This is a genomic window from Lysinibacillus halotolerans, from assembly GCF_003711845.1.
GTDB classification, from domain to species: Bacteria; Bacillota; Bacilli; order Bacillales_A; family Planococcaceae; genus Ureibacillus; species Ureibacillus halotolerans.
Genome location: NZ_RHLQ01000030.1, coordinates 1 through 24036, shown reverse-complemented (window position 1 = coordinate 24036; position 24036 = coordinate 1). Strand labels below are relative to the sequence as shown.

Below are 24036 nucleotides of genomic sequence, written 5' to 3'. Positions count from 1 at the left end.
TTATTCATCTACAACGCCTTTTACAGCTTCTACTGTTTTTAACGCCTGTTTTAAATCGTCATATATAATATTGCCTACTACGACTGTGTCGGCAATTTGTGCCATTTCAGCTGCTTGTTCTACAGTTGTAATACCTCCACCGTAAAACAGTTTCGTGTCATTTAATACTTCCTTTACAGAAGATACGATTTCTTTATCTCCATAAGTTCCACTATATTCGATATAAAAAATCGGTAATTTAAAATAGTTTTCGGCAAGACGAGCATAGGCAATGACATCGTCCTTCGTTAAATCCGTATTGGCATTTGTTACTTGCGCTACTTTGCAATCAGGATTTAAAACGCAATATCCTTCCGCAACTAATTCGTCCCAAACCATGACGTCTCCATACTCTTTAATCGCTTCATGATGTAGGTCTTTCACCCATTTTGTCTCACGGCTATTTAAAACAGAAGGGATGAAGTAATAATCAAAACCAGCTAAAACGGATTCAACATTTGAAATTTCCAATGCAACAGGTACTGAAAAACGTCGTACTCGTAGTAAAATATCAATTACATTATCGATTGTGACACCATCTGTACCACCAACTAAAATGACATCCGTACCCGATTCACATATTTTTTCTAACGATTCATCTGAAATTTCCTTTGCTGGATCCACTTTAAACACATGTCGCCAATTTTTATAATCCATTCTTCCATTCCCACCTATCAAATTTGAAAAATCAATTGTTTTATATACGCTTACAAGTATAACGTAAACTTACATAAAGCGAAAATTACATTCTCTTTACTCAATAGAAAAAGCTGTCTAGGAAGTCTTCTTACTTTTGACTAACTAAACAGCCTAAATTTCACTTTTAAGCTTATCATTATTTAGATGCTTGGAACGGTTTCTCATCTGGATAAAGACGACCTAACATTTCATCATAAGTATCATTTCCATAATCAAAACAACGTCGAACACGAGAAATTGTTGCAGTAGATGCACCTGTTTCTTTTTTAATTGATTCATACGTTTTCTTTAAACGTAATAAATGGGCTACTTCAAACCGTTGGGCTAATGATTGAATTTCACTAATGGTACATAAATCATCGAAAAATTTATAGCATTCTTCAAGATCTTTTAATTCCAATACAGCTTTAAATAATTGGTCCGTTTGATGCCCACGAATTTTATCGATCTGCATATTCATTCATCCTTTCTATTGCTACGAGTATGTTACAGATGTTGCAATGCCTGGATCTGTTGGAACAAGATGAATCCACGTTTGTCCAGGAACTAATTTCACTTCACTACCATCTTCTTCTACTGCTTTCAGTACACCATCCTTGTTTTCCCAACGGACTTCCCTCATCATTCCATGTTGGAACACATAAGCCTTACCACCAGAATTGATATCAATTGCACGGCGTCCTTTATTATCAATAATGGAATGTTTCATTTCAAAAATTAAAACATTGGAAAGTTTCAACGGCTCATTTGTTAAATAATCTGTTGTCACAGCGTCTCCCGATTGCCGTGTATAACGATTACTTTTTTCATCATAAGTATAAAGGCTATTAAACGAATTGTCGCTACTATAAGTAACCGACACGGAATTTGCTTTCTCTCCTATTTTAACACTTTCATCTTCTTTATAAAAAGAATACGATACTTTTTTCTGATAAAGAAGTGAAGCGCTCACTTTATCTGCTGCAGCCTGTATATTTTCACCTGGCATATAGGAGTTATGGGGTGCAACTCGATCCTTCGACCGTTTAAACAACGTCCCATCATACGCCATTCCATTAACATTATCAACGACTCCATTTTCAAGTAATGTTCGCGCTTCTGGACTATAGCCGTGGGCAATATAAAATGCATCTAATCCGGCTGCAATTTCAACAAAATAATCCCTTGCACTGCGAATCGGTCCAATATTATTAGGTAGCTCAGATTGATACAAGGCTAGTAATCTTGTAATATCTCCTTCTGCTAACATTTCATAAATGACATCAGCAGAGGCAATACCCGATTGAGGCCTTGCTTTTGGATGATTGTTAATCGTCACAACGACCGGTCGCATTGACACTTCTTCTTGTACTTTTTCACCAGTAAACGGTGTAACAAAGGATTGTTCTACGTTTTCTGATACAGGTATCGTTTCTTTTTCTTCTTCGATAGATTCTACTGATTCATTCTTTTCATCTTTCTTACCGCATCCAACTAATAGAATTGAAATAATTAATAAAAAGCACAGTCTTCTCCATCGAAACAAAAATTTTTCTCCCCCTTTAACGCATCACAGCGGGCAACATCACTTTCTTTTTCATGACATCATATATACCTCGTGGAGTGATACGAATATATGGTAAATGTGTAGCTTGTAAAAATAGTAATGTATAGACTGCATCACTATGACGATAGCCTCTTTCTTGTAAAGCGGATTTTAAAGCTAACTCATATTGAATTAATTCTTCTACATCACCGTCAAAGAGAGTTCCATTTAAGGCAAGGGGAATCGAAACGATAACTTCTTTATTTTCAACTAGCACCATTCCACCTTTTAATCTCTTTAATTCATTAAATGCTACTTTCATATCTTCTATGCTTTTTCCTATTAAAATAATTTCACCTGTATTTGAGTAGGAGGATGCAAACCCTTTTATACCAGTATCAAATCCTTTAATCATTGTGTTAACACGCCATTTTCCTTGACGGTCTACTAACATTAAATAACTTTCATCTTTTCCAAGGGGGAGTTCCTTTTTAGTAAATTGTAAACTAATAGAATATGGTTTAGTAATGACATCGTTAACCATTTCAATTCCAATCGGCATTGAAAATTGGAAATCGTCATCGGTTAAATCAAAGGATAGATTTAATGGTCCTAATCCATCCCATTGAATTTCTGAAAGGGAATTTACTTTTTGATGATTTTTCTTTAACCAAACACCTTTTGATAATACAGACTCTGGGTTTGGACTAAATGGATCGGTTAAAATATTTAATGTAGCAAAACGTCCTGTTGCCACAAGACCATGAAGATGGGTCATATTATAATATCGTGCAATGTTATAAGAAGCCATATTATAAGCATCTATTGGGGATACCCCTTCTTCAAGGGCGATCCGTATACATTTATCCATTACGCCATCAATATGGAAACTCGGTGTAGAACCATCTGTTGTCATCATTAAATGGTCAAAAACATTCAATTTTTTCTCCATAATCCCTTTAAGTAATTGGGGTAAGTCTGGTCGAATCGAAGAATGTCTTAAAGTAACATCTAATCCATGAAGAATTCTTCGTTCTACTTCTTCAACTGTCATCGCTTCATGGTCACCATCTGCACCAAATAACTTCATGCGAGCGATTGTTTTCTCAGAGGCACCAGGAAAATGCCCCTCAACTTTTTTCCCTTTATTTTTTGCTACTTGAATCCAATGCAGCATTAAATCATCACCGCGCACTAATCGGGGCCATCCTGTTAATTCTCCACCGAGAATAACATCATCTCGTTCAAGCCATTCTAATACAGATTTATTCGTAAATAATTCATCTTCATTGTCGAGTTCCGTTTGGGAATCAAATCGAACCCACCAATAGAAAGAAAAAGGTAACTTTTTCAGCTGGTTCAACAATGAAAACGCTTTCTGATTTGGGAGTGAAAAAACAAAGTTCATATTATCTGCGATAAAAGTTGTTGTTCCACTTTGTGCAGAAAAATTTGCAAAGGAGTGTGGATTATATAATTGGAATGGATGTACATGGGGTTCAATATAACCCGGAACAACCACTTTCCCTTCTAAATCCATTACCTCTGTATTATCCAAATTAGAAGGCATTTCCTTACCTACATAAACAATACGATCAGCTAAAATCCAAATATTTCCTACTAACCATTGTTTGAATACACTATGTAAATAACGTGCATTTTTTAAAACGATTGTTGGCGCTTTGTTTCCGTCAATGACAGCTACTTGTTTTCTTATTTCATCTATTTTCCATGTAGACTTTGGCATTTGTAACACTCCCTTCTATTTCTTATAATATTTATTTTGTTTATTCGCTATTTATACGCACATACTAACTTTGCTCAAAAATTGTTCAAATATTTATTTGAGTTGCAAGGAATTTAATGGTTTTATCGTATCACAGCACTTTTTTATATTAAAGTGTTTTATTTGGAATTATATTCTAATAAAAGGAGTGGAACTTTACATGGAAGAAAACATTTCTGAAAGAAGTGGATTTGTCCGTTTAGCCCTTGGTACAGGTTTAACAGCTTGCGGTATCGCCCACCTGGCAAAAGAATCTGGAAATCGTGGTTTAGGGGCACTGTTCGTTGCTGCTGGTGCTATGAAAGTGGCAGAAGGGATTTTTCTATATTGTCCCACAAAGGCATTCATTAATTCAAACGTAAAAAATGCCGTTTCAACGACTTTTGATGAATATTTAGATGGCGATAGCATTATGCAGCAATTTAATCAATCCTATGAGAGCCGATGGGGTACAGGTAACTCCTCTAATAGTACATCCCAATCATCAAGTTCTGGTTCTTCCACAATGCAAAATTTTGCAAATGCTGCTTCACAAGTAGCTCAAACCGTCTCGAATGTTGCTCCAAGCGGAACAATGGCCAATACAGCATCTCAAGTAGCAAAAACAGTGGCGGATACGGTGTCGGGAAATCAATCTAATCAAAACAATAATCAAAGTAATAATCAAAACAGTAATCAATCTGGTTCAAACAATTCTACAAAAAGTAAAAAGTCAGCAATTAACCCTAGTTAAAATTCATTTTTCTTAAAAAAGAATGGCAAGAAGTCGAAGAGATTCGATTCTTGCCATTGTTCATTATTGGAATGTTCTCCAACCGATATCTTTACGGTAGAAAAATTTCCCCCACTGTTGTTCGTTAATACTTGCATACACTTTTTCTTGTGCTTCTTTTAAAGTATTTGCCTTTGCAGCAACGAGTAGGACACGGCCACCATTACCTACAAAGTGACTATCCACTAATTTCGTCCCTGCATGGTAAATATCAAACTTCTCAGTCAAATCAGCTAAATCCGGAAGAGGATTGCCCTTCTCCACATCTCCTGGATAGCCTTCTGCAGCAATTACAACACCTAACATCGCATCATCTGACCATTGTAAATCAAAATATTGTTCTTCCATTAATGCCTTCATAAATAATCCAAAATCTGAAGTCATTCGTGGAAGTACAACTTGTGTTTCGGGATCACCAAATCGAGCATTAAATTCAATCACTTTTGGTCCTTCGTTTGTTAATATTAATCCTGCATATAAAATACCCGTAAAGGAAACACCCTCTTCCTCCATCGCCTTTACAGTTGCTTCTACAATTTCAATATAGGCACGTCTCACATACTCTTGCGGAATTTGAGGGACTGGGGAATACGCACCCATTCCTCCTGTATTTGGTCCTTTATCACCGTCGTAAGCTCGTTTATGATCTTGGGCAATAACCATTGGATAAATTTGTCCTTTATGAACAAATGACATGAAGGAAAACTCTTCTCCGTCCAAAAATTCTTCAATCACAACCCGTGAAGAAGAATCGCCGAAACGTTGGTTCCCAATCATATCGTAAATGGCATCGCATGCTTCTTGTTCTGTCATTGCGACGATTACACCTTTACCAGCTGCTAATCCGTCCGCTTTGACAACTATTGGTGCACCTTGTTGTTTAACATATTCAACAGCCTTTTCTGCATCCGTAAACGTTTCATAAGCTGCCGTTGGAATGTTGTACTTTTTCATTAATGTCTTCGCATAAGACTTACTACCTTCTATTTGAGCAGCCGCCTTCGTAGGGCCAAAAATCGTTAACCCACGTAATTGGAAAAAGTCGACAATACCTGCTGCCAATGGCTGTTCGGGACCAACAAAGGTAAGGTCAACCGCATTGTCCTTTGCAAATTGGGCAAGACCAGCAAAATCCATTGCATCAATCGGTACTACTTCCGCATCTTGTCTCATTCCGTCATTCCCTGGCGCAACAAACACTCTATTGACTGAAGGGGAATGATTAAATTTTTTCACTATAGCATGTTCACGCCCGCCACTACCGACCACAAGAATATTCATGTGAGATAGCCTCCTTATTTACTCGATGTCCAATGTATCCTCCAAAGGAAACGCTCGCCTCATGACGAGCGTTTTGCCATTTCATACTGTATTCATAATTAATGTTTAAAATGACGAATACCTGTAAATACCATCGCGATACCATACTCATTCGCTTTATCGATTGAATCTTGGTCTTTGATGGAGCCGCCTGGTTGAATAATCGCTGTAATACCAGCTGCCGCTGCTGCCTCTACTGTATCACTCATTGGGAAGAAAGCATCTGAAGCTAATGCAGCTCCCTTCGCTTTATTACCAGCTTGTTCTAATGCAATTTTAGCAGAACCAACACGATTCATTTGCCCCGCTCCAACACCTAAAGTCATTTGTGCGTCCGTTACAACGATCGCATTCGATTTCACGTGTTTTACAACGGACCAACCAAGTTTTAATGCTTCCCATTCTTGTTCCGTCGGTTTGCGATCAGTTACAACTTGGATATTTGCATCATTTAATCCATAGGCATCATCTTCTTGAACTAATAAGCCACCTTCTACGGAAACTACTTTAAATGGATCTTGCTTCTCTTGAGCGAAGTTGATTGCCATTAAACGGATGTTTTTCTTTTTCGTTAAAATTTCTAATGCCTTTTCCGTAAATGAAGGAGCAATAATGATTTCTAAGAAAATACCGCTTAGTTTTTCAGCGGTTGCTTCATCTACTTCGCGATTTAAAGCAATAATTCCTCCAAAAATTGAAGTTGGATCTGCCTCGTACGCTTTATCAAAGGCTTCTTCAATTGTTGTACCTGTTCCTACACCACATGGATTCATATGCTTAACGGCTACCGCTGCTGGAATATCGAATTCCTTCACGATTTGAAGCGCTGCATTTCCATCTTGAATGTTGTTATAAGATAATTCTTTTCCATGTAATTGAGTAGCATATGCTAATGAGAAATCAGATCCTAGACGTTTTTGGTAAAATGCCGCTTTTTGATGTGGGTTTTCTCCATAACGTAACGTTTGTTTTAATTCATAAGTAATGGTTAAGTTTTCTGGGAATAATTCTTCCGTTAAGTAGTTCGATATGTAAGAATCGTAGGCCGCTGTATGACGGAATACTTTTGCAGCTAGTTCACGGCGTGTTTCAATCGTTGTCGACCCTTGATTTTTTAATTGTTCCAGAACTTTCGGATAATCATTGGAATCGACAATAACCGTTACATATTGATGGTTTTTTGCAGCAGAACGTAACATTGTTGGACCGCCGATATCGATATTTTCAATCGCATCATCCCATGTTACATCGGCCTTTGAAATTGTCTCAACGAAGGGATAAAGATTAACGCAAACAATTTCAATTGGTTCAATCCCATGTTCATTCATTTGGGCTTGGTGGGAAGGATCGTCAAACTTTCCTAAAAGTCCACCATGAATCATTGGGTTTAATGTTTTTACACGACCATCTAGAATTTCTGGGAACTTTGTAACTTCATCAACTGCTGTTACAGGAACACCATTTTCTTGTAACATTTTTTTCGTACCGCCTGTTGATAAAATTTCATAATCTAATGCTACTAATTCCTTTGCAAACTCTAAAATACCATCTTTATTAGAAACACTTATAAGTGCACGTTTCGTCACGAAAAAGACCTCCAATTTTTATAACAAATATGTAAAATAATCGGGAATCCAACAAGGTGGTACCCTCTTATTCAAAATTAATTTTCAAATAGCTTTTTTAAAGTGCTCGTATATAGCTCATGTTCCAGCTCATGGATTCGTTTTTCTGTTGCTTCTCGATCTCCTTCAACTACTTCTACGGCAGCTTGACTAAGAATCGGGCCTGTATCCATTCCTTCATCAACAAAGTGAACCGTTACACCGGTAATTTTGACGCCATGCTCCATTGCCTGTCCAATGGCATCTTTACCTGGAAAGGATGGTAATAAAGACGGGTGAATATTGACAATCCTTTTTGGAAAGGCAGCTAGTAATGTTTGGCCAATTATACGCATATAACCCGCAAGGACAATCCATTCTACCTCTTTATCTCGAAGTTGTTTTATAATCTCTCGTTCATAATGAGCCTTTGATTCATAGTTTTTTGCTTGAAATGCAAAGGTAGGGATTTGAAAGTTTTGTGCCCTTTCTAAGACAAATGCGTCAGGCTTATCCGTTACAACAAGCTTTATTTGAGCATTTAATTCCCCTCGGAGAATCGCCTCTTGAATCGCTTGGAAATTGCTCCCACTTCCTGAGGCAAACACCGCAATTTTCGTCGTCATTATATTAAACTCCCATCATGCTCGCCGTTAAAGTGGACGCCTTCACCTTTTACAACACGACCAATTTGATAAGCCTTTTCCCCATGTTCTTCAGCAATCGCTATTACCTTTTGAGCTTCTTCGGCAGGTACTGAAAGCACGTAACCTATCCCCATATTAAAGACGTTATATAAATCTTTATCAGCTAAAGCTCCTTTATCCTTTAAAAATTCAAAAATAGGAAGAATTGGCCAAGAGCCTAAATTAATCTCCGTTGCTAAACCTTCTGGCATCATACGAGGTAAGTTTTCATAAAAACCTCCACCAGTAACGTGGGCCATTCCATGAACATTTACTCGTTTTAACATGTCTAGCACAGGTTTTGCGTAAATTTTCGTTGGTACAAGAAGGGCCCCACCGATTGGTCCTAGCTCTTCGTATCCTTTTACGACTTCATGTACCTCGTATCCATTATCCTCAAATAGGATTTTGCGAACTAATGAGTATCCATTTGAATGAACACCACTTGAAGCAAGACCGATTAACACGTCACCTTCTACAATGTTTTCACCCGTTACAACCTTCGCCTTTTCTACTGCACCTACTGCAAAGCCTGCTAAATCATACTCATCTTCATCGTAAAGCCCCGGCATTTCGGCCGTTTCTCCACCTATTAAGGCGCTACCAGCTTGTACACACCCGTCAGCAACACCCTTTACGATTTGTTCAATTTTCTTCGGATCTGCCTTTCCAACCGCAACATAATCTAAGAAATAAAGGGGTTCTGCACCTTGTGCTACAATATCATTTACACACATCGCTACACAGTCTACACCAATCGTATCGTGTTTATCGACCATAAATGCAAGTTTTAATTTTGTCCCAACACCATCAGTTCCTGAAATTAAAACCGGTTCTTTTAAGTTTAGGGAGGACAAGTCAAACATGCCTCCGAAGCCTCCAAACGTACCCATTACACCTAAACGATTTGTGCGTTCAACGTGTGACTTCATACGTTTGACCGCTTCGTAACCAGCTTCTATATTAACGCCTGCTTGTTCATATGCTTTAGACATGAGTTAAATCCTCCTTAACTATGTTGTAGTTCCTTTTCATGGGGTAAAACTGTATCTGGGAAAATTTCGGTTGGATATTCACCGGTAAAGCAAGCCATGCAAAGTCCACGATTTGGATCATCAAAAGGTCTGGATGTAGCTTCCACAAGTCCTTCTACAGAAAGGAATGTTAAGGAATCTGCACCAATGGCATCCCGTATTTCTTCGACATTTTTACTTGAAGCAATTAACTCTTCACTTGTAGACGTATCTATACCATAGAAACAAGGGTTTTTCATCGGTGGTGATGAAATGACAACATGCACTTCAGTTGCACCTGCTTCTTTTAACATGTTGACAATACGACGGGAAGTTGTACCACGAACGATGGAATCATCCACCATAATGACCCGTTTTCCCTTTACTACTTGAACGACTGGAGAAAGCTTCATTTTCACTCCGCGCTCACGGAGCTCCTGAGTCGGTTGAATAAACGTACGGCCGGTATAGCGATTTTTAATTAACCCTAGTTCATAAGGAATACCGCTTTCTTCAGCAAAGCCGATTGCTGCTGAAATAGACGAATCTGGTACACCCGTTACGACGTCTGCTTCAATTCCAAAACATTCTTTCGCCAGTTGTTTTCCCATCCGTTTACGAGCCATATGGATATTAATTTGATCTATGTTAGAATCTGGACGTGCGAAGTATACATATTCCATCGCACACATTGCCCGTTTTTCAGCTTCAACAAAACGATCTTCTTCAATTCCTTTATCGGAAATGATTAAAAGTTCCCCTGGCTCCACTTCCCGAATATACTCCGCCCCAATTAAGTCAAAGGCGCAAGTTTCTGAAGCGACTACATACGCATCTCCTAATTTTCCAAGGGACAAAGGACGTAAGCCATTGCAATCACGGGCAACCATCATACTATCCTTCGTAATGATTAAGAACGAAAAGGCACCCTTTAATAAGGACAGGGCTTCTTTTACTTGCGCACGGAAACCAGGTTTTTTACTTTTCTTAATTAAATGGACAACTACTTCTGTATCAGAAGTGGAATGAAAAATGCTTCCGGATCGTTCTAAATGTTGTTTTAAATGATTGGCATTTACTAAATTCCCGTTATGAGCTATCGCTAATGTACCTGTAGAAGAGCGGAATAATAAAGGTTGAACGTTTTCAATTCCGCCACCACCAGCCGTCGTATAACGAACATGACTAATAGCCGCATTTCCTTTTGCACTTTTTAGTTTTTCTTCGTTAAATACATCGTTTACAAGTCCTTCACCTTTTACCGCCCGAAGTTGCTGACCGTCAGTTACAACGATACCAGCTCCTTCTTGACCACGGTGTTGAAGAGCATGAAGACCATAATAGCTTAATTGGGCTGATTCCGGATGTCCCCAAATACCAAATACGCCGCACTCTTCATTTAAGCCTCTGATTTCACCAAGCATGGGATTGCTCCTTTCCAAGCAGAACGGAATTCCTCCACTGCACCTTCTACAAGAATACCCGTATCACCATTAATCGTTATTTTTCCATCGTCCGTTACAATACCGATTTTCTTTGCATCAGGAATCATTGATTCAAAGGCTGCTGCCTTATCTTCTTTCACTGTTACAACAAAGCGAGATTGGGATTCGCTAAATAAAGCAGTTACTGCAGAACCTTCTAGCGTTACATAGACACCTAGTTTGTTAGAAGCAAATGTTTTTTCCACTAAAGCAACCGCTAAACCACCTTCAGAAACGTCATGGGCAGATTGTACAAGCCCTTCTCGAATAGCTGATAAAATTGCTTCTTGGCGATTTGCTTCCACATGTAAATCAATCTGTGGCGCTTTCCCGAAGATTTTTCCATAAACAAGCTTTTGCAATTCTGATCCGCCAAACTCTGTAGTTGTTTCGCCTACTACGTAAATGACATCTCCAGCTTCCTTCACTTGTTGTGTCGTAACGTGGGCCAAATCTTCTACTAAACCAACCATACCGATTGTTGGTGTCGGATAAACGGCTTCACCTGAACGTTCATTATATAAAGAAACGTTTCCGCCAATAACAGGTGAATTGAGCACTTCACATGCTGCTGCAATTCCATCTGCTGATTTTTCGATTTGCCAGAAAATCTCTGGTTTTTCTGGGTTACCGAAGTTTAAACAGTCTGTAATCGCAAGCGGTTTACCACCTGATGCAACGATGTTACGAGCCGCTTCTGCAACGGCAATTTTCCCACCCGTTTCCGGATCTAAATAAATGTAGCGGGAATTACAATCTGTCGTCATCGCAAGACCTTTATTTGTACCACGTACTCGCAATACTGCTGCATCTGAACCAGGTGCTACGACAGTGTTTGTACGTACTTGGTAATCGTATTGATCATAAACCCATTCTTTCGAAGCAATAGTTGGTGCTTTTAATAATGATTTTAATGTTTCTTTAAAATCTGCTACTTCTGGTTCACTATTTTCGATTGCTTGGAATTCAGCAAAGTATGCCGGTTCTTTAGACGGTTTATAATAAACCGGTGCATCCTCTGCCAATGCATCGGCAGGAACTTCTGCAACGACTTCCCCTTTATGAAGTAAACGAAGCATTTTATCGTCTGTAACACGACCGATGGCAACAGCATCTAAACCATATTTATCGAAAATTGCTTTAATTTCATCTTCTCGTCCCTTTTTCACGACAATTAACATACGTTCTTGAGATTCTGATAACATCATTTCATAAGCAGTCATCCCTGTTTCACGCTGAGGAACTAAATCTAAGTTCATTTCAACTCCTGAACCCGCCTTTGAAGCCATTTCCGCTGAAGATGAAGTTAGACCAGCTGCTCCCATATCTTGAATTCCGACTAGAGCATCGGACTTAACCACTTCTAAGCACGCTTCAAGAAGAAGTTTTTCCATGAATGGATCCCCTACTTGAACTGCAGGGCGTTTTTCTTCAGAAGCTTCTGACAGTTCTTCGGAAGCGAATGTTGCACCATGAATTCCGTCTCGACCTGTTTTTGCCCCTACATACATCACGGTATTTCCTACTCCAGCAGCAATACCTCGTTGAATATCTTTATGGTCAATTAAACCGACACACATGGCATTGACTAATGGGTTCCCTTCATAGCAAGGATCAAATTGAATTTCTCCCCCTACTGTCGGAATACCGATACAGTTACCGTACCCAGCTATTCCTGCAACGACTTCTTCAAATAAATATTTACCGCGCTCTGATTGTAATTCACCAAAGCGTAATGAATTCAACATCGCAATTGGACGGGCACCCATGGAGAATACGTCACGGATAATCCCCCCTACACCAGTAGCTGCTCCTTGGTATGGCTCAATAGCAGAAGGGTGGTTGTGGGATTCCATTTTGAAAACGACTGCTTGTTCATCGCCAATGTCAACAATCCCTGCCCCTTCACCAGGTCCTTGTAATACTTGAGGACCCTTTGTCGGGAACTTACGTAACACTGGTTTTGAGTTTTTATACGAACAGTGTTCAGACCACATAACTGAAAATAATCCTGTTTCAGTCCAGTTTGGAAGGCGACCTAGAATGTCACATACCATGTCATATTCTTCATCTGACATACCCATTCCGGCATATAGCTTTTGCTCTTTAATTTGCTCTTGATTAGGTTCGAAACTAGCTGACATGTGATTCCCTCCACTGTTTGACAATAGATTTAAATAGTTTTAGACCGTCGTTACTGCCAAGTAATGCATCGACCGCACGTTCTGGGTGAGGCATCATACCAAGTACGTTACCGCGCTCATTCACAATTCCTGCAATATCTTCCATACTTCCGTTTGGATTGTCCCCCGCATAAGTAAAGACGATTTGATTATTTGCCTTTAATTGGGCTAATGTTTCTTCGTCACAGAAATAGTTACCTTCTCCATGAGCTATCGGAATATGAATAACTTCTCCCGCTTCATATTGACTCGTAAATAATGTATTGTTGTTTTCTACTTTTAATTGAATTGTTCGGCACATAAATTTTAAGTTTTTATTTCGAAGTAAAGCACCTGGAAGTAAACCGGCTTCCGTTAAAATTTGAAATCCATTACATACACCTAAAACTGGTTTTCCTGCTTCTGCGCATCTTTTTACTTCTGCCATTACGTTCGATTGGTTCGCCATTGCGCCACAACGTAAATAATCCCCGTAAGAGAAACCACCCGGAACTAAAATGCCATCAAATTCGCTTAAATCTGTAGCATCATGCCAAACGTATTCCACTTCTTCACCAAGCTCATCCTTAATAGCATGGTACATATCGATGTCACAGTTCGACCCAGGAAAAACGAGTACTGCGAATTTCATGATTAGTTAGCCTCCTCGACTTCATAGCGGTAATCTTCAATCACTGTGTTTGCAAGCAGCTTTTCACACATTTCTTTGACAAGAGTATCAAGGTCACGTTCAGTATCATCAATTACAACTTCTAAGTATTTGCCAATACGAACGTCTTGCACTTCGTTATATCCCATTTTCGCTAATGAACCTTGGACTGCTGAACCTTGTGGATCTAGTACACTTTCGCGTAATGTAATGTAAATTTTAACTTTCTTCATTTCTATTTGCCTCCAAGTCTCGAAAGAATGATTTCATATACTTCTATTAAACTACCTAAGTCACGACGGAATACGTCTTTATCTAGCTTTTGTTTTGTTTCTGCATCCCATAACCGGCAAGTGTCTGGTGAAATTTCATCTGCCAATAAAACATTGCCTTCTTTATCACGGCCAAATTCAAGCTTAAAGTCTACTAAAATAACACCGACATCTTCAAAGATTGGTTGAAGAATACCATTAACCTTCAAACCTAGTTCGTATAAAGTTTCTACTTCCTCTTTCGTAGCAATCCCTAAAATATCAATATGGTCGTTATTGATAATCGGATCACCAAGGGCATCGTCTTTATAGTAAAATTCGACGATTGTCCGTTTTAAAGGAGTCCCTTCTTCAACACCAAGTCTTTTCGCTAAACTACCAGCAGCAATATTACGAACGACTACTTCGATTGGAATAATGTCCACTTTCCGTACTAATTGTTCATTGTCTGAAATACGTTCGATAAAGTGAGAGTCAATTCCGTATTCTTTTAATCTTTCGAAAATTAATGTGGTAATGCGGTTATTTAGAATCCCTTTCCCATCTATCTCTGCTTTTTTTTCACCGTTAAATGCAGTAGCACTGTTTTTATATTCAACGAACAAAATGTCTTCTTGTTCAGTTTGATATAAACGTTTTGCCTTTCCTTCATACAAAAGCTGACCTTTATTCATGACCCGTGCCTCCAATTATTTTGACATTTCCCTCTCATCAAACAAAGCGAGAGAGGGAATGTCATTTGATTCAATTTCTCAAGTAGAAAAATAAATTAATTTAATCCAAGACGTTCAAAAATCATATCAACATTTTTAATGTGGTAGTTATAGTCGAAGCAATCATCAATTTCTTCTTTTGTTAAAAGTGAAGAAATTTTCTCGTTTGCTTCTACTAACGGACGGAACTGAATTTGTTCGTCCCAAGCACGAGCAGTTAATGGTTGTACTGTGTCATATGCTTCTTCACGTACTAACCCTTTATCGATTAAAGCAAGTAAAATACGTTGTGAGTAAATTAAACCGAAAGTGCGGTCCATATTACGTTTCATATTTTCAGGGAATACCGTTAAGTTTTTCACGATATTTCCGAAACGGTTTAACATGTAGTTTAAACCGATTGTCGCATCTGGTAGGATGACGCGTTCTGCAGATGAATGGGAAATATCACGTTCATGCCATAAAGAAACATTTTCATAGGCAGTTAACATATATCCACGGATTAAACGAGCGATCCCTGTCATATTTTCAGAACCGATTGGGTTACGTTTATGTGGCATTGCTGATGAACCTTTTTGCCCTTTTGCAAAAGCTTCTTCCACTTCACGCGTTTCTGATTTTTGCAGACCACGGATTTCCGTAGCAAATTTCTCGATAGAAGTAGCAATTAAAGCTAACGTTGAGAAATATTGTGCATGGCGGTCACGTTGTAACGTTTGAGTTGAAATTGGTGCAGCAGCTAGACCTAATTTTTCACAAACATATTGTTCAACAAATGGATCGATGTTTGCATACGTTCCAACAGCACCTGAAATTTTACCTGTTTCAATAACTTTAGCAGCTGCATCAAAACGTTCTAAGTTACGGTTCATTTCTTCACGCCATAAAGCAAGTTTTAACCCAAATGTAGTTGGTTCTGCATGAACACCGTGAGTACGCCCCATCATAACTGTATATTTATGTTCTTTTGCTTTTTCAGTCAAAATATCAATGAAGTTGATGATATCTTTACGTAAAATTGTGTTCGCTTGTTTAATTAAATAAGAAAGTGCTGTATCTACTACGTCTGTTGATGTTAAACCGTAGTGAACCCATTTCCGTTCTTCACCTAACGTTTCCGAAACGGCACGAGTAAAGGCTACTACATCGTGGCGTGTTTCTTGTTCAATTTCATAAATACGGTTAATGTCAAAGGAAGCATTTTGGCGAAGTAATGCTACGTCTTCCTTTGGAATTTCACCAAGTTCAGCCCAAGCCTCACATGCTAAAATTTCAACTTCTAACCAAGCTTTGAATTTATTTTCTTCTGTCCAAATTGCGCCCATTTCGGGGCGAGTATAACGTTCAATCATTGTTTCTTCTCCTTTTATTCCGACCAAATGCCAGAATTCTCGATTTGATAAAGTGTTTCGTCAATTTTATCGGTCAGTATTGTCACATGTCCCATTTTACGATTCACTTTTGCTTCAGTTTTCCCATAAAGATGGATTGACCAATCAGAATGTTTTGAAATGGAATTACTTAACGGCACAACATGTTGACCTAATACATTCACCATAATTGCAGGCGACATAAGTTTCGGTTTGCGAAGAGGCCATCCGCAAACGGCACGAATATGTTGTCCAAATTGAGAAATGTTACAAGCTTCAATGGAATAGTGGCCCGAGTTATGTGGTCTAGGTGCTAATTCATTCATCATAATGTCACCATTTTCTAAGACGAACATTTCAACGGCTAATGTTCCAACAAGCTGTAAATAATTTGCAATTTTCTTCGCTGCCTCTATGGCTTTGTCATAAGTTTCATTAGAAATCCGTGCAGGTACAATCGTTTCATGTAAAATGTGATGCACGTGAATGTTTTCTCCTACAGGAAGACAATAGTTCTCCCCATAACCGTTACGTTGGACAATGACAGATATCTCTTTTTCAAAAGGGACAAAACTTTCCGCTACACATGGGGAATGTTCAAATAACTTTTCAGCTAATGGCAAGTCCTCTTTTGAATTTAATTGTTGTTGACCTTTACCATCATATCCACCACGTGCCGTTTTCACAATACATGGGTAGCCAATTTTGTCGATTTGCTCTAATAATTCTTCATACTGATTTGCTACAATATATGGAGCTACTGGACAACCCGCTTCTACTATCGCCGATTTTTCTGTAATGCGATTTTGAGTAATGCGGACTAATTCTGCTCCTTGAGGTACATAAGCGATTTCTGTTAATCTCTTTAAACCTTCATAGTCTATATTTTCAAATTCGTAAGTAATAACATCACTGACTTCAGCTAATTCTTCTAATGCCGCTTCGTCATCATAGGGTGCTACAATTCGCACATCGGCAATTTGCCCACAAGGAGAATCAATCGACGGTTCCAGTACAGCAATTTTATAGCCCGCTTCCTTAGCAGAAAGTGCCATCATGCGACCTAATTGACCTCCCCCAATAATTCCAATCGTTTGGCCAGGATAAATAATCTTTGTCATAGTAGATCACCTGTACTTTCCAACACTTGCTGTTTAATGGATTCTCGACGGTCATCTAGCTTATTGGCTAATTCACGATCGGTAATCGATAAAATTTGAGCTGCTAGTAAACCTGCGTTTATAGCTCCCGCTTTTCCAATTGCTACCGTTGCTACGGGAACTCCACCAGGCATTTGTACAATTGACAATAATGAATCCAATCCATTTAATGCTCTTGACTGAACTGGTACACCGATAACAGGTAAAGTCGATTTAGCAGCAACCATTCCTGGTAAGTGTGCTGCACCACCTGCCCCTGCGATAATGACTTGAATACCTCTTGCACGAGCATTCTCTGCATATTCAAACATAAGGTCTGGCGTACGATGTGCCGATACGACTTGTTTTTCGTAGGGCACTTGTAATTCATCAAGAATTTCACATGCATGTTTCATCGTTTCCCAGTCACTGGAACTTCCCATAATGACACCGATTTTTGGATTCATTTATTTCTCTCCTTCAATCTTTCGCTTTATGTAACTTCAATATGATGCTTTCATTCTCTCAATCTTTTCTATTAAACGATAAAAAAGTCCTCAAATAATCCACTTTCTCTAATGCAAAGAAAGCAGAATACTTGAGGACATTAATTTGAAAGAAAATGTAGCGGACATTATCTGTACCCACACCTTTCTAAACGCCAAAAGTTTGCTTTCCCGCATAGTCCGACATTTACGGTGCCGGGTAGAGACACTAGAGCCATATTCTCTAGCATATATGTGGGAGGTCTTATTTAATAATCCATTTCACTTTAGTGTAAAATAACCACTAAAGGTTAAACAACTCACATTTGGAAGGTAAGATGTTTATTTCCTAACATCATTTTAACAAGGTATAAACAGAAAATCAACGAAAAAATGCGAACGATAAATTTTCAGAAAACAATAATGTTCGTGTTTTGGTCAAATTATTTTTCAATCGCCCATTAAAATTCCTTTAAATTTAATTTTTTGCCGTAAATATGTTGGTTCTCCATCCACTATATGAAAAACCGGTTCTTCCTTACGCCCCATTGGCATATAGCCTTCTTTTTTCATTCGTTCAAGACATTGTTCGATTGTTTCATTTTCATTTACTTCAAACCATATTTGTTTTTTACTCATACATAATTCCTTTCAACTGTTCATTGTTCTATTTATTTTAACAAACATTTCATTTTTTAAAGGACAATCTAATAAGGTTACGTAAATTTATATATAATTTACCCATTTTTGTTCCATCCTTAAAAATTTTTAAAATCAAAAAGTTTTCTCATTAATTTCTAATTAAAGTTCTGTATTATCAATTATATAAGTAAGCGAAAAAGTGAGTTGATTAGATGAAGCATAAAATTTTAATCATTGAAGATGAAGAAAACATTGCTCGCGTCCTACAACTGGAACTAGAATTTGAAGGTTATGAAACGGACGTGGCACATACAGGTACATCTGGGCTTATTAAGTACCGGGAAGGACAGTTTGATTTAGTATTATTAGATTTAATGTTGCCAGAGATGCATGGTTTAGATGTGTTAAAAAGAATTCGTGCAACCGAACAAACAACCCCTGTCATTTTATTAACTGCTAAAAGCGAAGTGGAAGATAAGGTAAAAGGTTTAGACCTAGGAGCAAACGATTATGTAACAAAACCGTTTGAAATCGATGAATTGTTAGCACGTATTCGAAATACGATACGTTTCTCTAAACAAAGGGAGGAAATAGTAGCTGAGAAGAAAGACGAACACCTTTTAAACTATGGCCACTTATCGATCCACGAACAAACTCGGGAAGTTGTTTATTTTGAAAAAACGATTGATTTAACACCAAAGGAATACGACTTATTGTTATTTTTACTGAAACATCCAAAACAAGTTTTAACAAGGGAGCAAATTTTAGAGGCTGTATGGGGATTTGATTATTACGGTGATACAAATGTAGTAGATGTTTATATTCGATACGTACGACAAAAACTGGATTCTTCTAATCCAACTCCTATTATCCAGACGGTACGTGGTGTTGGATACGTTTTAAAGGAGTCTCCTCATGAAACTTAGAACGAAAATTCATCTATATACAACTTTACTCATGTTAGTTTTATTGATCGTCATGAACAGTGGTGTTTATTTACTTTATGAGCAACTAGCGATTAATACGGAATATAAACAACTAAAATCCGATAGTGAGGAGCTTCTGACTGCCTTTAATAATTTATCCGATGTGACAGATCCGAGTATTGTGTTACGGGCATATATGCCAACCAATGGAGCAGTTCATGTGTTAAATGAAACGGGGAATGAAATTTTCTCGGTTGAAGCCCTTTCCTTTGAACCTATTCAATTCGAAGTAGGTAAAAACGAGGATTATGCCATGAGTGAAATAGATGGACTTCCTATTATTATGCTGGAAACTCCAGCTATTTGGAATGATGGCAGCATTGTAACCCTTCAGCTCATACAACGGTTAGATGATGTTGCCAAAAACTTAAATCTTTTAAAGCTTATTTTAATTGCCGTAACAGCTCTTGTAGCCATCCCCCTTCTATTATCCAATATGGGGCTTAGTCGAATTATTTTAAAACCATTAGAACGTTTAAGTGAAACAATGAAGAAAAATGCCACTTCTAAAACTTATGAAAAAATCGACAAGGTGGATGTAGGAAAAGATGAACTTGCAGAAATTGGTCGAACGTTTAATGGCATGATGGAGGCACTTGAAACAAACTATCGTAAGCAAGAACAATTTGTATCTAACGCTTCCCATGAACTTAAAACTCCCCTTACTGTCATTGAAAGTTATGCGAAGCTTTTACTACGACGTGGATTTACAAACGAAAAGGTTGCAACAGAGGCATTGGAAGCTATCGTTAACGAATCATCGCGCATGAATGATTTGATTGTACAGATGCTTGAATTAGCTAAAAATAAAGAGCGTACTTCCCTTACTATCCATAAAGTAGATATTGCCCAATTGCTTGAAAATACTTTATCCCAAATGCAGCATGCCTATAATAGACCCTTTGAGTTGAAAAGAGAATCACGGCTTTATGCTTATACTGATGAACAGAAGCTAAAGCAGCTTTTATATATATTATTGGATAATGCAAGAAAATATAGTGATGATAAAATCATCGTAACATCAGCAAAACTTGGGCATTCTATTTCCATTACAATTCAAGATTTTGGAGAAGGTATTCCAAAGGATCAACTTCCCCATCTATTTGATCGATTTTATCGAGTAAATAAAGATCGAAATCGTAAAACTGGTGGTACAGGACTTGGTTTAGCCATTGCAAAGGAATTATCCGAACGTCTACAGATTGAAATAAAAGTCGAAAGCGAATTAGGAGTAGGTTCTTCCTTTACATTACTTATCCCTATACAAAACGATTTAAGCGAGGAGGATAACCGATGACAAATTATACGAAATGGATGATTTCTTTAGTTGTATTAATGTTAGCCGTTACCGTATTTGTCGTGTGGATTATTCAAGATCGCTTTTCCAGTCCAGATGAACTAACTGTCGATGAAGCTACTAAAAAAATTGAAACTTTATACGGTGGTTCTGTAGAGTCTTTTGATGAAAAAGACGATATTTTTTATATGGCCTTTGAAAAAAACAATGAAACATATGAGTTACAAATCGATGCGGAAACTGGAAATATTTTAAGTTTGAATAAAACAGAGTCTAATTTAAACAAGACGGTAAAAACAAAAGAAGAGATACGTACCCTTTTAAATTCCCAAAATAACGGAACGATTCAATCCATTACGTTCCAAAATAATGACGAAAATCCTCAATATATTGTTGAAGTAACAGAACAAGAGCGATTAAAAACTCTAGTTGTTAACGCTATAACTGGCGCTATTATTTCAGAAAATGTAAAAGAGCAAAATGCCCAATCCGATACTTCTGTAGTGATTACGAGTGATGAAGCAAAACAAATTGCCCTCTCCCAATTAAACGGTACGGTAGAATATATTGCCTATGAAGAATCAAACGATGGAGGTTATTATTTAGTAGAAATCGACGGGAATAATGAAGAAGAAACATTTCAAATACACGCTGTCTCCGGAAAAATACTTTCCGTAACTCAACGTGACGATGATTTAGATGATGACGACGATGACGACTCAGGCGATGAAAGTGATGACGAAGATTAGACATTCTTTCTTATTTTCTAATCAATTTCTAATCTTATTCTCCCTTTCTTATCATTTTCCTCCAGTAATATAAAGGTATCAAAATCAGTGAGGAGAGATATGACATGAAAAAAGTGATTTTAGTACCTGTATTACTAGGGGTTATGGGCATTGGTGGCATTATTGCTGTAACAGGAGGAAACATTACCGGTTCTGCCAACGCTGAAAAATTAACAACAAGTGAAGTTGAGAAAAAGGCTTTAGCCGAAGTGAAAGGAACAATCCGTGATATCGAATTCGAAACAGGTGTTACAAGAAGCTATTACGAAGTTGAAGTGATTACAGATGATGCAGAATATGATTTAAAACTTGATGCATTTTCCGGTGAATTATTAAAGAAAACAAAAGAAAGACTTGATTATGACGATACTATTCAAAACACTCAAACAAACACAAACACAAATACAAACACAACAAATTCTGCGAAAAACACAAATGTAAATGCATCGACAAAAGCTCCAAAACAAAATAACAATGTTTACGACGACAACCGATATGATGATGATTATGATGATTTAGATGACCGCTATGACGACGATTTAGATGATCGTTACGATGACGATGATGACGACGACCGATATGATGACTAAGCATATAAAGAAAAAGGAAGTAAAAACAGCAATGTTTTTACTTCCTTTTTTAATTTGAAATTAAATCTCGTTCGGAATCGTTTATTTTAATCGAATCTTGGTCAACTAGGATAATGGCGGCATCATCCATCACCTGTTTAATTACAAATAAAATATCCTGCTGTACTTCGTATCTTTCATGTATATCATTAGAAGGAATATAATAACTAACTAACATTCGATAATAATCTGCATGGAACTCATCAATATAAACAAGTATTAAATCATCCTTTGATGTTTGGGGATGTAAAATAATTTGCTTGTTCACCTCATTACAAATGTTCCTAATTTCCTCTTCTGTATGTTTCGTCGATAAATAATAATAGGTTTGAATTTTCCGTTTCTCACGCTTTGTTAAATTATAAATCGGTTTATTCATTAAATAAGCATTTGGGACGTAAACAATTCCTTTATCTGCTGTTGCAATTAATGTAGATCGAAGGTTGATATCTTGAATAACACCTTCAATTTTACTATCTTCTGTTGAAATATAATCTCCTACTTGAAAAGGCTTATCCAGCGTCATCGACAATCCTCCAAAAATATGGGAGGATGTATCACGCACACCAAAAGCTAAAGCAACACTGGTAAGCCCTATTCCTGTTAAAAATCCATTCAAATTAAAATTCCATAATGAAGCGATTAATACGATCGCTATAATTGCAATAAAAGCATTCACTATACGTAATGTAAAAGGTGTTAATTTTGTGGATTTACTTACATCAAGATGAAAGGACTCGGGATGATTTGCATAATACGCTAAAACATCATAAACTCCTTTAAAGAAATAAAACACCATTAATGAATACAATAAGTTGCGCATAGAAGGACTGGAAAATAAAGAACTTTCCATAATAATGGACAATGAAAAAAAGACGATTAACGTAAAAATCGCATGTCGAATCTCTCTACTAAAATGCTCGATAATTCTAGCAGTCATTAATTTCGACTTTTTCTCAAAAAATCGAACTATTTTTTGAATCATATATTTTAATAAATAATGTTGCAGCAACCATCCAATTACTATCAATACTAAAGCACTTACTATATCGGTCAACTTTGGATCAATCATATTCGTATATATCCAACGAATTGAATCAATCATATTCTTTTACCCCTATCTAAAAAATCTTCTATTCCCTTCAATAAGAATATGAAATTCCTTTTTTAAAACTTTTATAATCATATCAAATCCAGCGAATGTGTACAATTTTGCGCCTTATGTAAAGCTCATTTAATTGCTCATGTAACGAGTCACACCTGCGCTTCGGGCCTCCTTGATTCTTGTTTTCCTCGGTCCTCCCACTTCTCAAGTTTTTCATTTTGTATTTTTGTTTTATTCTTAAACGTGCCGACCAAGCCTTCGGCTTTTGTATGTTGGGGGCTTTTTGGATATAAAAAAGACCACTGAATTTCAGTGGTCTTTAATTGCCTAGCAACGTCCTACTCTCACAGGGGCACCCCTCAACTACCATCGACGCTTTCTGCGAAGCGCGATGACACATCGGAAAACTGCGTCATCTGCGTCAGTCCGATGCTCATGTACTAAGTACACTGCGCTTCGGGCTTCCTTGATTCCTTGTTTTCCTCGGTCCTCCCACTTCTCGAGTTTTTCCTTCTGCATTTTTGATCGTTGCCGATTAAAGCCTTCGGCTTTTGTATGTTGGGGGCTTTTTGGATATAAAAAAAGACCATTGAATTTCAGTGGTCTTTAATTGCCTAGCAACGTCCTACTCTCACAGGGGGAAGCCCCCAACTACCATCGGCGCTAAAGAGCTTAACTTCCGTGTTCGGTATGGGAACGGGTGTGACCTCTTTGCCATCATCACTAGACTATTTAGTTGAGAGCTTGTTCTCTCAAAACTGGATAAAGACATTGAATGCATTCAAGATTTGGTTAAGTCCTCGATCGATTAGTATTCGTCAGCTCCATGTGTCACCACACTTCCACCTCG

23 protein-coding genes, 1 rRNA gene and 1 riboswitch are annotated in these 24036 nt (G+C 37.7%); of the genes, 5 read left to right on the top strand and 19 right to left on the bottom strand.

Annotation, left to right across the window (positions count from 1 at the left end):
• The 4 genes from pcrB to EC501_RS12210 form a co-directional block, all read right to left on the bottom strand.
• Complete coding sequence (gene pcrB / locus EC501_RS12225; protein WP_122972585.1) at positions 1–696, bottom strand: heptaprenylglyceryl phosphate synthase; 696 nt, start codon at positions 694–696, stop codon at positions 1–3.
• Positions 697–874: 178 nt separating this feature from the next.
• Positions 875–1192, bottom strand: a complete 318-nt coding sequence (locus tag EC501_RS12220; protein WP_122972584.1) for a YerC/YecD family TrpR-related protein — start codon at positions 1190–1192, stop codon at positions 875–877.
• A gap of 21 nt (positions 1193–1213) precedes the next feature.
• Positions 1214–2263, bottom strand: a complete 1050-nt coding sequence (locus EC501_RS12215) for a DUF3048 domain-containing protein (RefSeq protein WP_122972583.1) — start codon at positions 2261–2263, stop codon at positions 1214–1216.
• A gap of 16 nt (positions 2264–2279) precedes the next feature.
• Positions 2280–4010 (bottom strand): adenine deaminase C-terminal domain-containing protein, encoded by a 1731-nt coding sequence (locus EC501_RS12210; RefSeq protein WP_122972582.1) that lies wholly within the window; start codon positions 4008–4010, stop codon positions 2280–2282.
• 199 nt (positions 4011–4209) lie between these two features.
• Between EC501_RS12210 and EC501_RS12205 the strand changes: the two genes are divergently transcribed.
• Complete coding sequence (locus tag EC501_RS12205) at positions 4210–4782, top strand: DUF2892 domain-containing protein (protein WP_122972581.1); 573 nt, start codon at positions 4210–4212, stop codon at positions 4780–4782.
• A gap of 63 nt (positions 4783–4845) precedes the next feature.
• On the opposite strand, the gene purD is transcribed toward EC501_RS12205, so the two are convergent.
• The 13 genes from purD to EC501_RS12140 form a co-directional block, all read right to left on the bottom strand.
• Positions 4846–6102, bottom strand: a complete 1257-nt coding sequence (purD, locus tag EC501_RS12200; protein WP_122972580.1) for a phosphoribosylamine--glycine ligase — start codon at positions 6100–6102, stop codon at positions 4846–4848.
• A 98-nt stretch (positions 6103–6200) separates the two neighbouring features.
• Positions 6201–7727, bottom strand: coding sequence for a bifunctional phosphoribosylaminoimidazolecarboxamide formyltransferase/IMP cyclohydrolase (gene purH / locus EC501_RS12195; protein WP_122972579.1), 1527 nt, complete (start codon positions 7725–7727; stop codon positions 6201–6203).
• 77 nt (positions 7728–7804) lie between these two features.
• The gene (purN, locus tag EC501_RS12190) at positions 7805–8371 is read right to left on the bottom strand and encodes a phosphoribosylglycinamide formyltransferase (RefSeq protein ID WP_122972578.1); all 567 of its coding nucleotides are present in this window, start codon (positions 8369–8371) and stop codon (positions 7805–7807) included.
• Entirely contained in the window at positions 8371–9426 is a 1056-nt protein-coding gene (gene purM, locus EC501_RS12185; RefSeq protein WP_122972577.1) for a phosphoribosylformylglycinamidine cyclo-ligase, read from the bottom strand. The genes purN and purM overlap by 1 nt, the downstream gene beginning before the upstream one ends.
• Positions 9427–9440: 14 nt before the next feature.
• Positions 9441–10868, bottom strand: coding sequence for an amidophosphoribosyltransferase (gene purF, locus EC501_RS12180; RefSeq protein ID WP_122972576.1), 1428 nt, complete (start codon positions 10866–10868; stop codon positions 9441–9443).
• A complete protein-coding gene (gene purL, locus EC501_RS12175; RefSeq protein WP_122972575.1) occupies positions 10844–13072 on the bottom strand; it encodes a phosphoribosylformylglycinamidine synthase subunit PurL in 2229 nt (742 codons plus the stop codon). Before purL ends, purF begins: the two co-directional genes overlap by 25 nt.
• Positions 13062–13742, bottom strand: a complete 681-nt coding sequence (purQ, locus tag EC501_RS12170; RefSeq protein ID WP_122972574.1) for a phosphoribosylformylglycinamidine synthase subunit PurQ — start codon at positions 13740–13742, stop codon at positions 13062–13064. The genes purL and purQ overlap by 11 nt, the downstream gene beginning before the upstream one ends.
• A 2-nt stretch (positions 13743–13744) precedes the next feature.
• Positions 13745–13993: a phosphoribosylformylglycinamidine synthase subunit PurS gene (purS, locus tag EC501_RS12165; protein ID WP_122972573.1), complete on the bottom strand. Its 249-nt coding sequence runs from the start codon at positions 13991–13993 to the stop codon at positions 13745–13747.
• 2 nt (positions 13994–13995) lie between these two features.
• Positions 13996–14706, bottom strand: a complete 711-nt coding sequence (gene purC, locus EC501_RS12160; RefSeq protein WP_122972572.1) for a phosphoribosylaminoimidazolesuccinocarboxamide synthase — start codon at positions 14704–14706, stop codon at positions 13996–13998.
• A 95-nt stretch (positions 14707–14801) separates the two neighbouring features.
• Entirely contained in the window at positions 14802–16097 is a 1296-nt protein-coding gene (gene purB / locus EC501_RS12155) for an adenylosuccinate lyase (protein ID WP_122972571.1), read from the bottom strand.
• Between the two features lie 14 nt (positions 16098–16111).
• Positions 16112–17236 (bottom strand): 5-(carboxyamino)imidazole ribonucleotide synthase, encoded by a 1125-nt coding sequence (gene purK / locus EC501_RS12150; protein WP_122972570.1) that lies wholly within the window; start codon positions 17234–17236, stop codon positions 16112–16114.
• Positions 17233–17721: a 5-(carboxyamino)imidazole ribonucleotide mutase gene (gene purE, locus EC501_RS12145; RefSeq protein WP_122972569.1), complete on the bottom strand. Its 489-nt coding sequence runs from the start codon at positions 17719–17721 to the stop codon at positions 17233–17235. Before purE ends, purK begins: the two co-directional genes overlap by 4 nt.
• Positions 17722–17916: 195 nt before the next feature.
• A riboswitch (purine riboswitch) is annotated at positions 17917–18016 on the bottom strand.
• Positions 18017–18189: 173 nt separating this feature from the next.
• A complete protein-coding gene (locus EC501_RS12140) occupies positions 18190–18378 on the bottom strand; it encodes an NETI motif-containing protein (protein ID WP_122972568.1) in 189 nt (62 codons plus the stop codon).
• 215 nt (positions 18379–18593) lie between these two features.
• Here EC501_RS12140 and EC501_RS12135 point away from each other — a divergent pair, with 215 nt between their 5' ends.
• From EC501_RS12135 to EC501_RS18540, 4 genes are all read left to right on the top strand, one after another.
• Complete coding sequence (locus EC501_RS12135; protein WP_122972567.1) at positions 18594–19307, top strand: response regulator transcription factor; 714 nt, start codon at positions 18594–18596, stop codon at positions 19305–19307.
• A complete protein-coding gene (locus tag EC501_RS12130) occupies positions 19297–20664 on the top strand; it encodes a sensor histidine kinase (RefSeq protein ID WP_122972566.1) in 1368 nt (455 codons plus the stop codon). Before EC501_RS12135 ends, EC501_RS12130 begins: the two co-directional genes overlap by 11 nt.
• Complete coding sequence (locus EC501_RS12125) at positions 20661–21413, top strand: PepSY domain-containing protein (protein WP_122972565.1); 753 nt, start codon at positions 20661–20663, stop codon at positions 21411–21413. Before EC501_RS12130 ends, EC501_RS12125 begins: the two co-directional genes overlap by 4 nt.
• Before the next feature lie 104 nt (positions 21414–21517).
• Positions 21518–22042, top strand: coding sequence for a PepSY domain-containing protein (locus EC501_RS18540; protein WP_241559334.1), 525 nt, complete (start codon positions 21518–21520; stop codon positions 22040–22042).
• 49 nt (positions 22043–22091) lie between these two features.
• Here the strand turns inward: EC501_RS18540 and EC501_RS12110 are convergent, their stop codons facing one another.
• Positions 22092–23186: a mechanosensitive ion channel family protein gene (locus EC501_RS12110; protein ID WP_122972564.1), complete on the bottom strand. Its 1095-nt coding sequence runs from the start codon at positions 23184–23186 to the stop codon at positions 22092–22094.
• A gap of 612 nt (positions 23187–23798) precedes the next feature.
• Positions 23799–23914 (bottom strand): 5S ribosomal RNA (gene rrf / locus EC501_RS12105).
• Positions 23915–24036 lie beyond the last annotated feature (122 nt).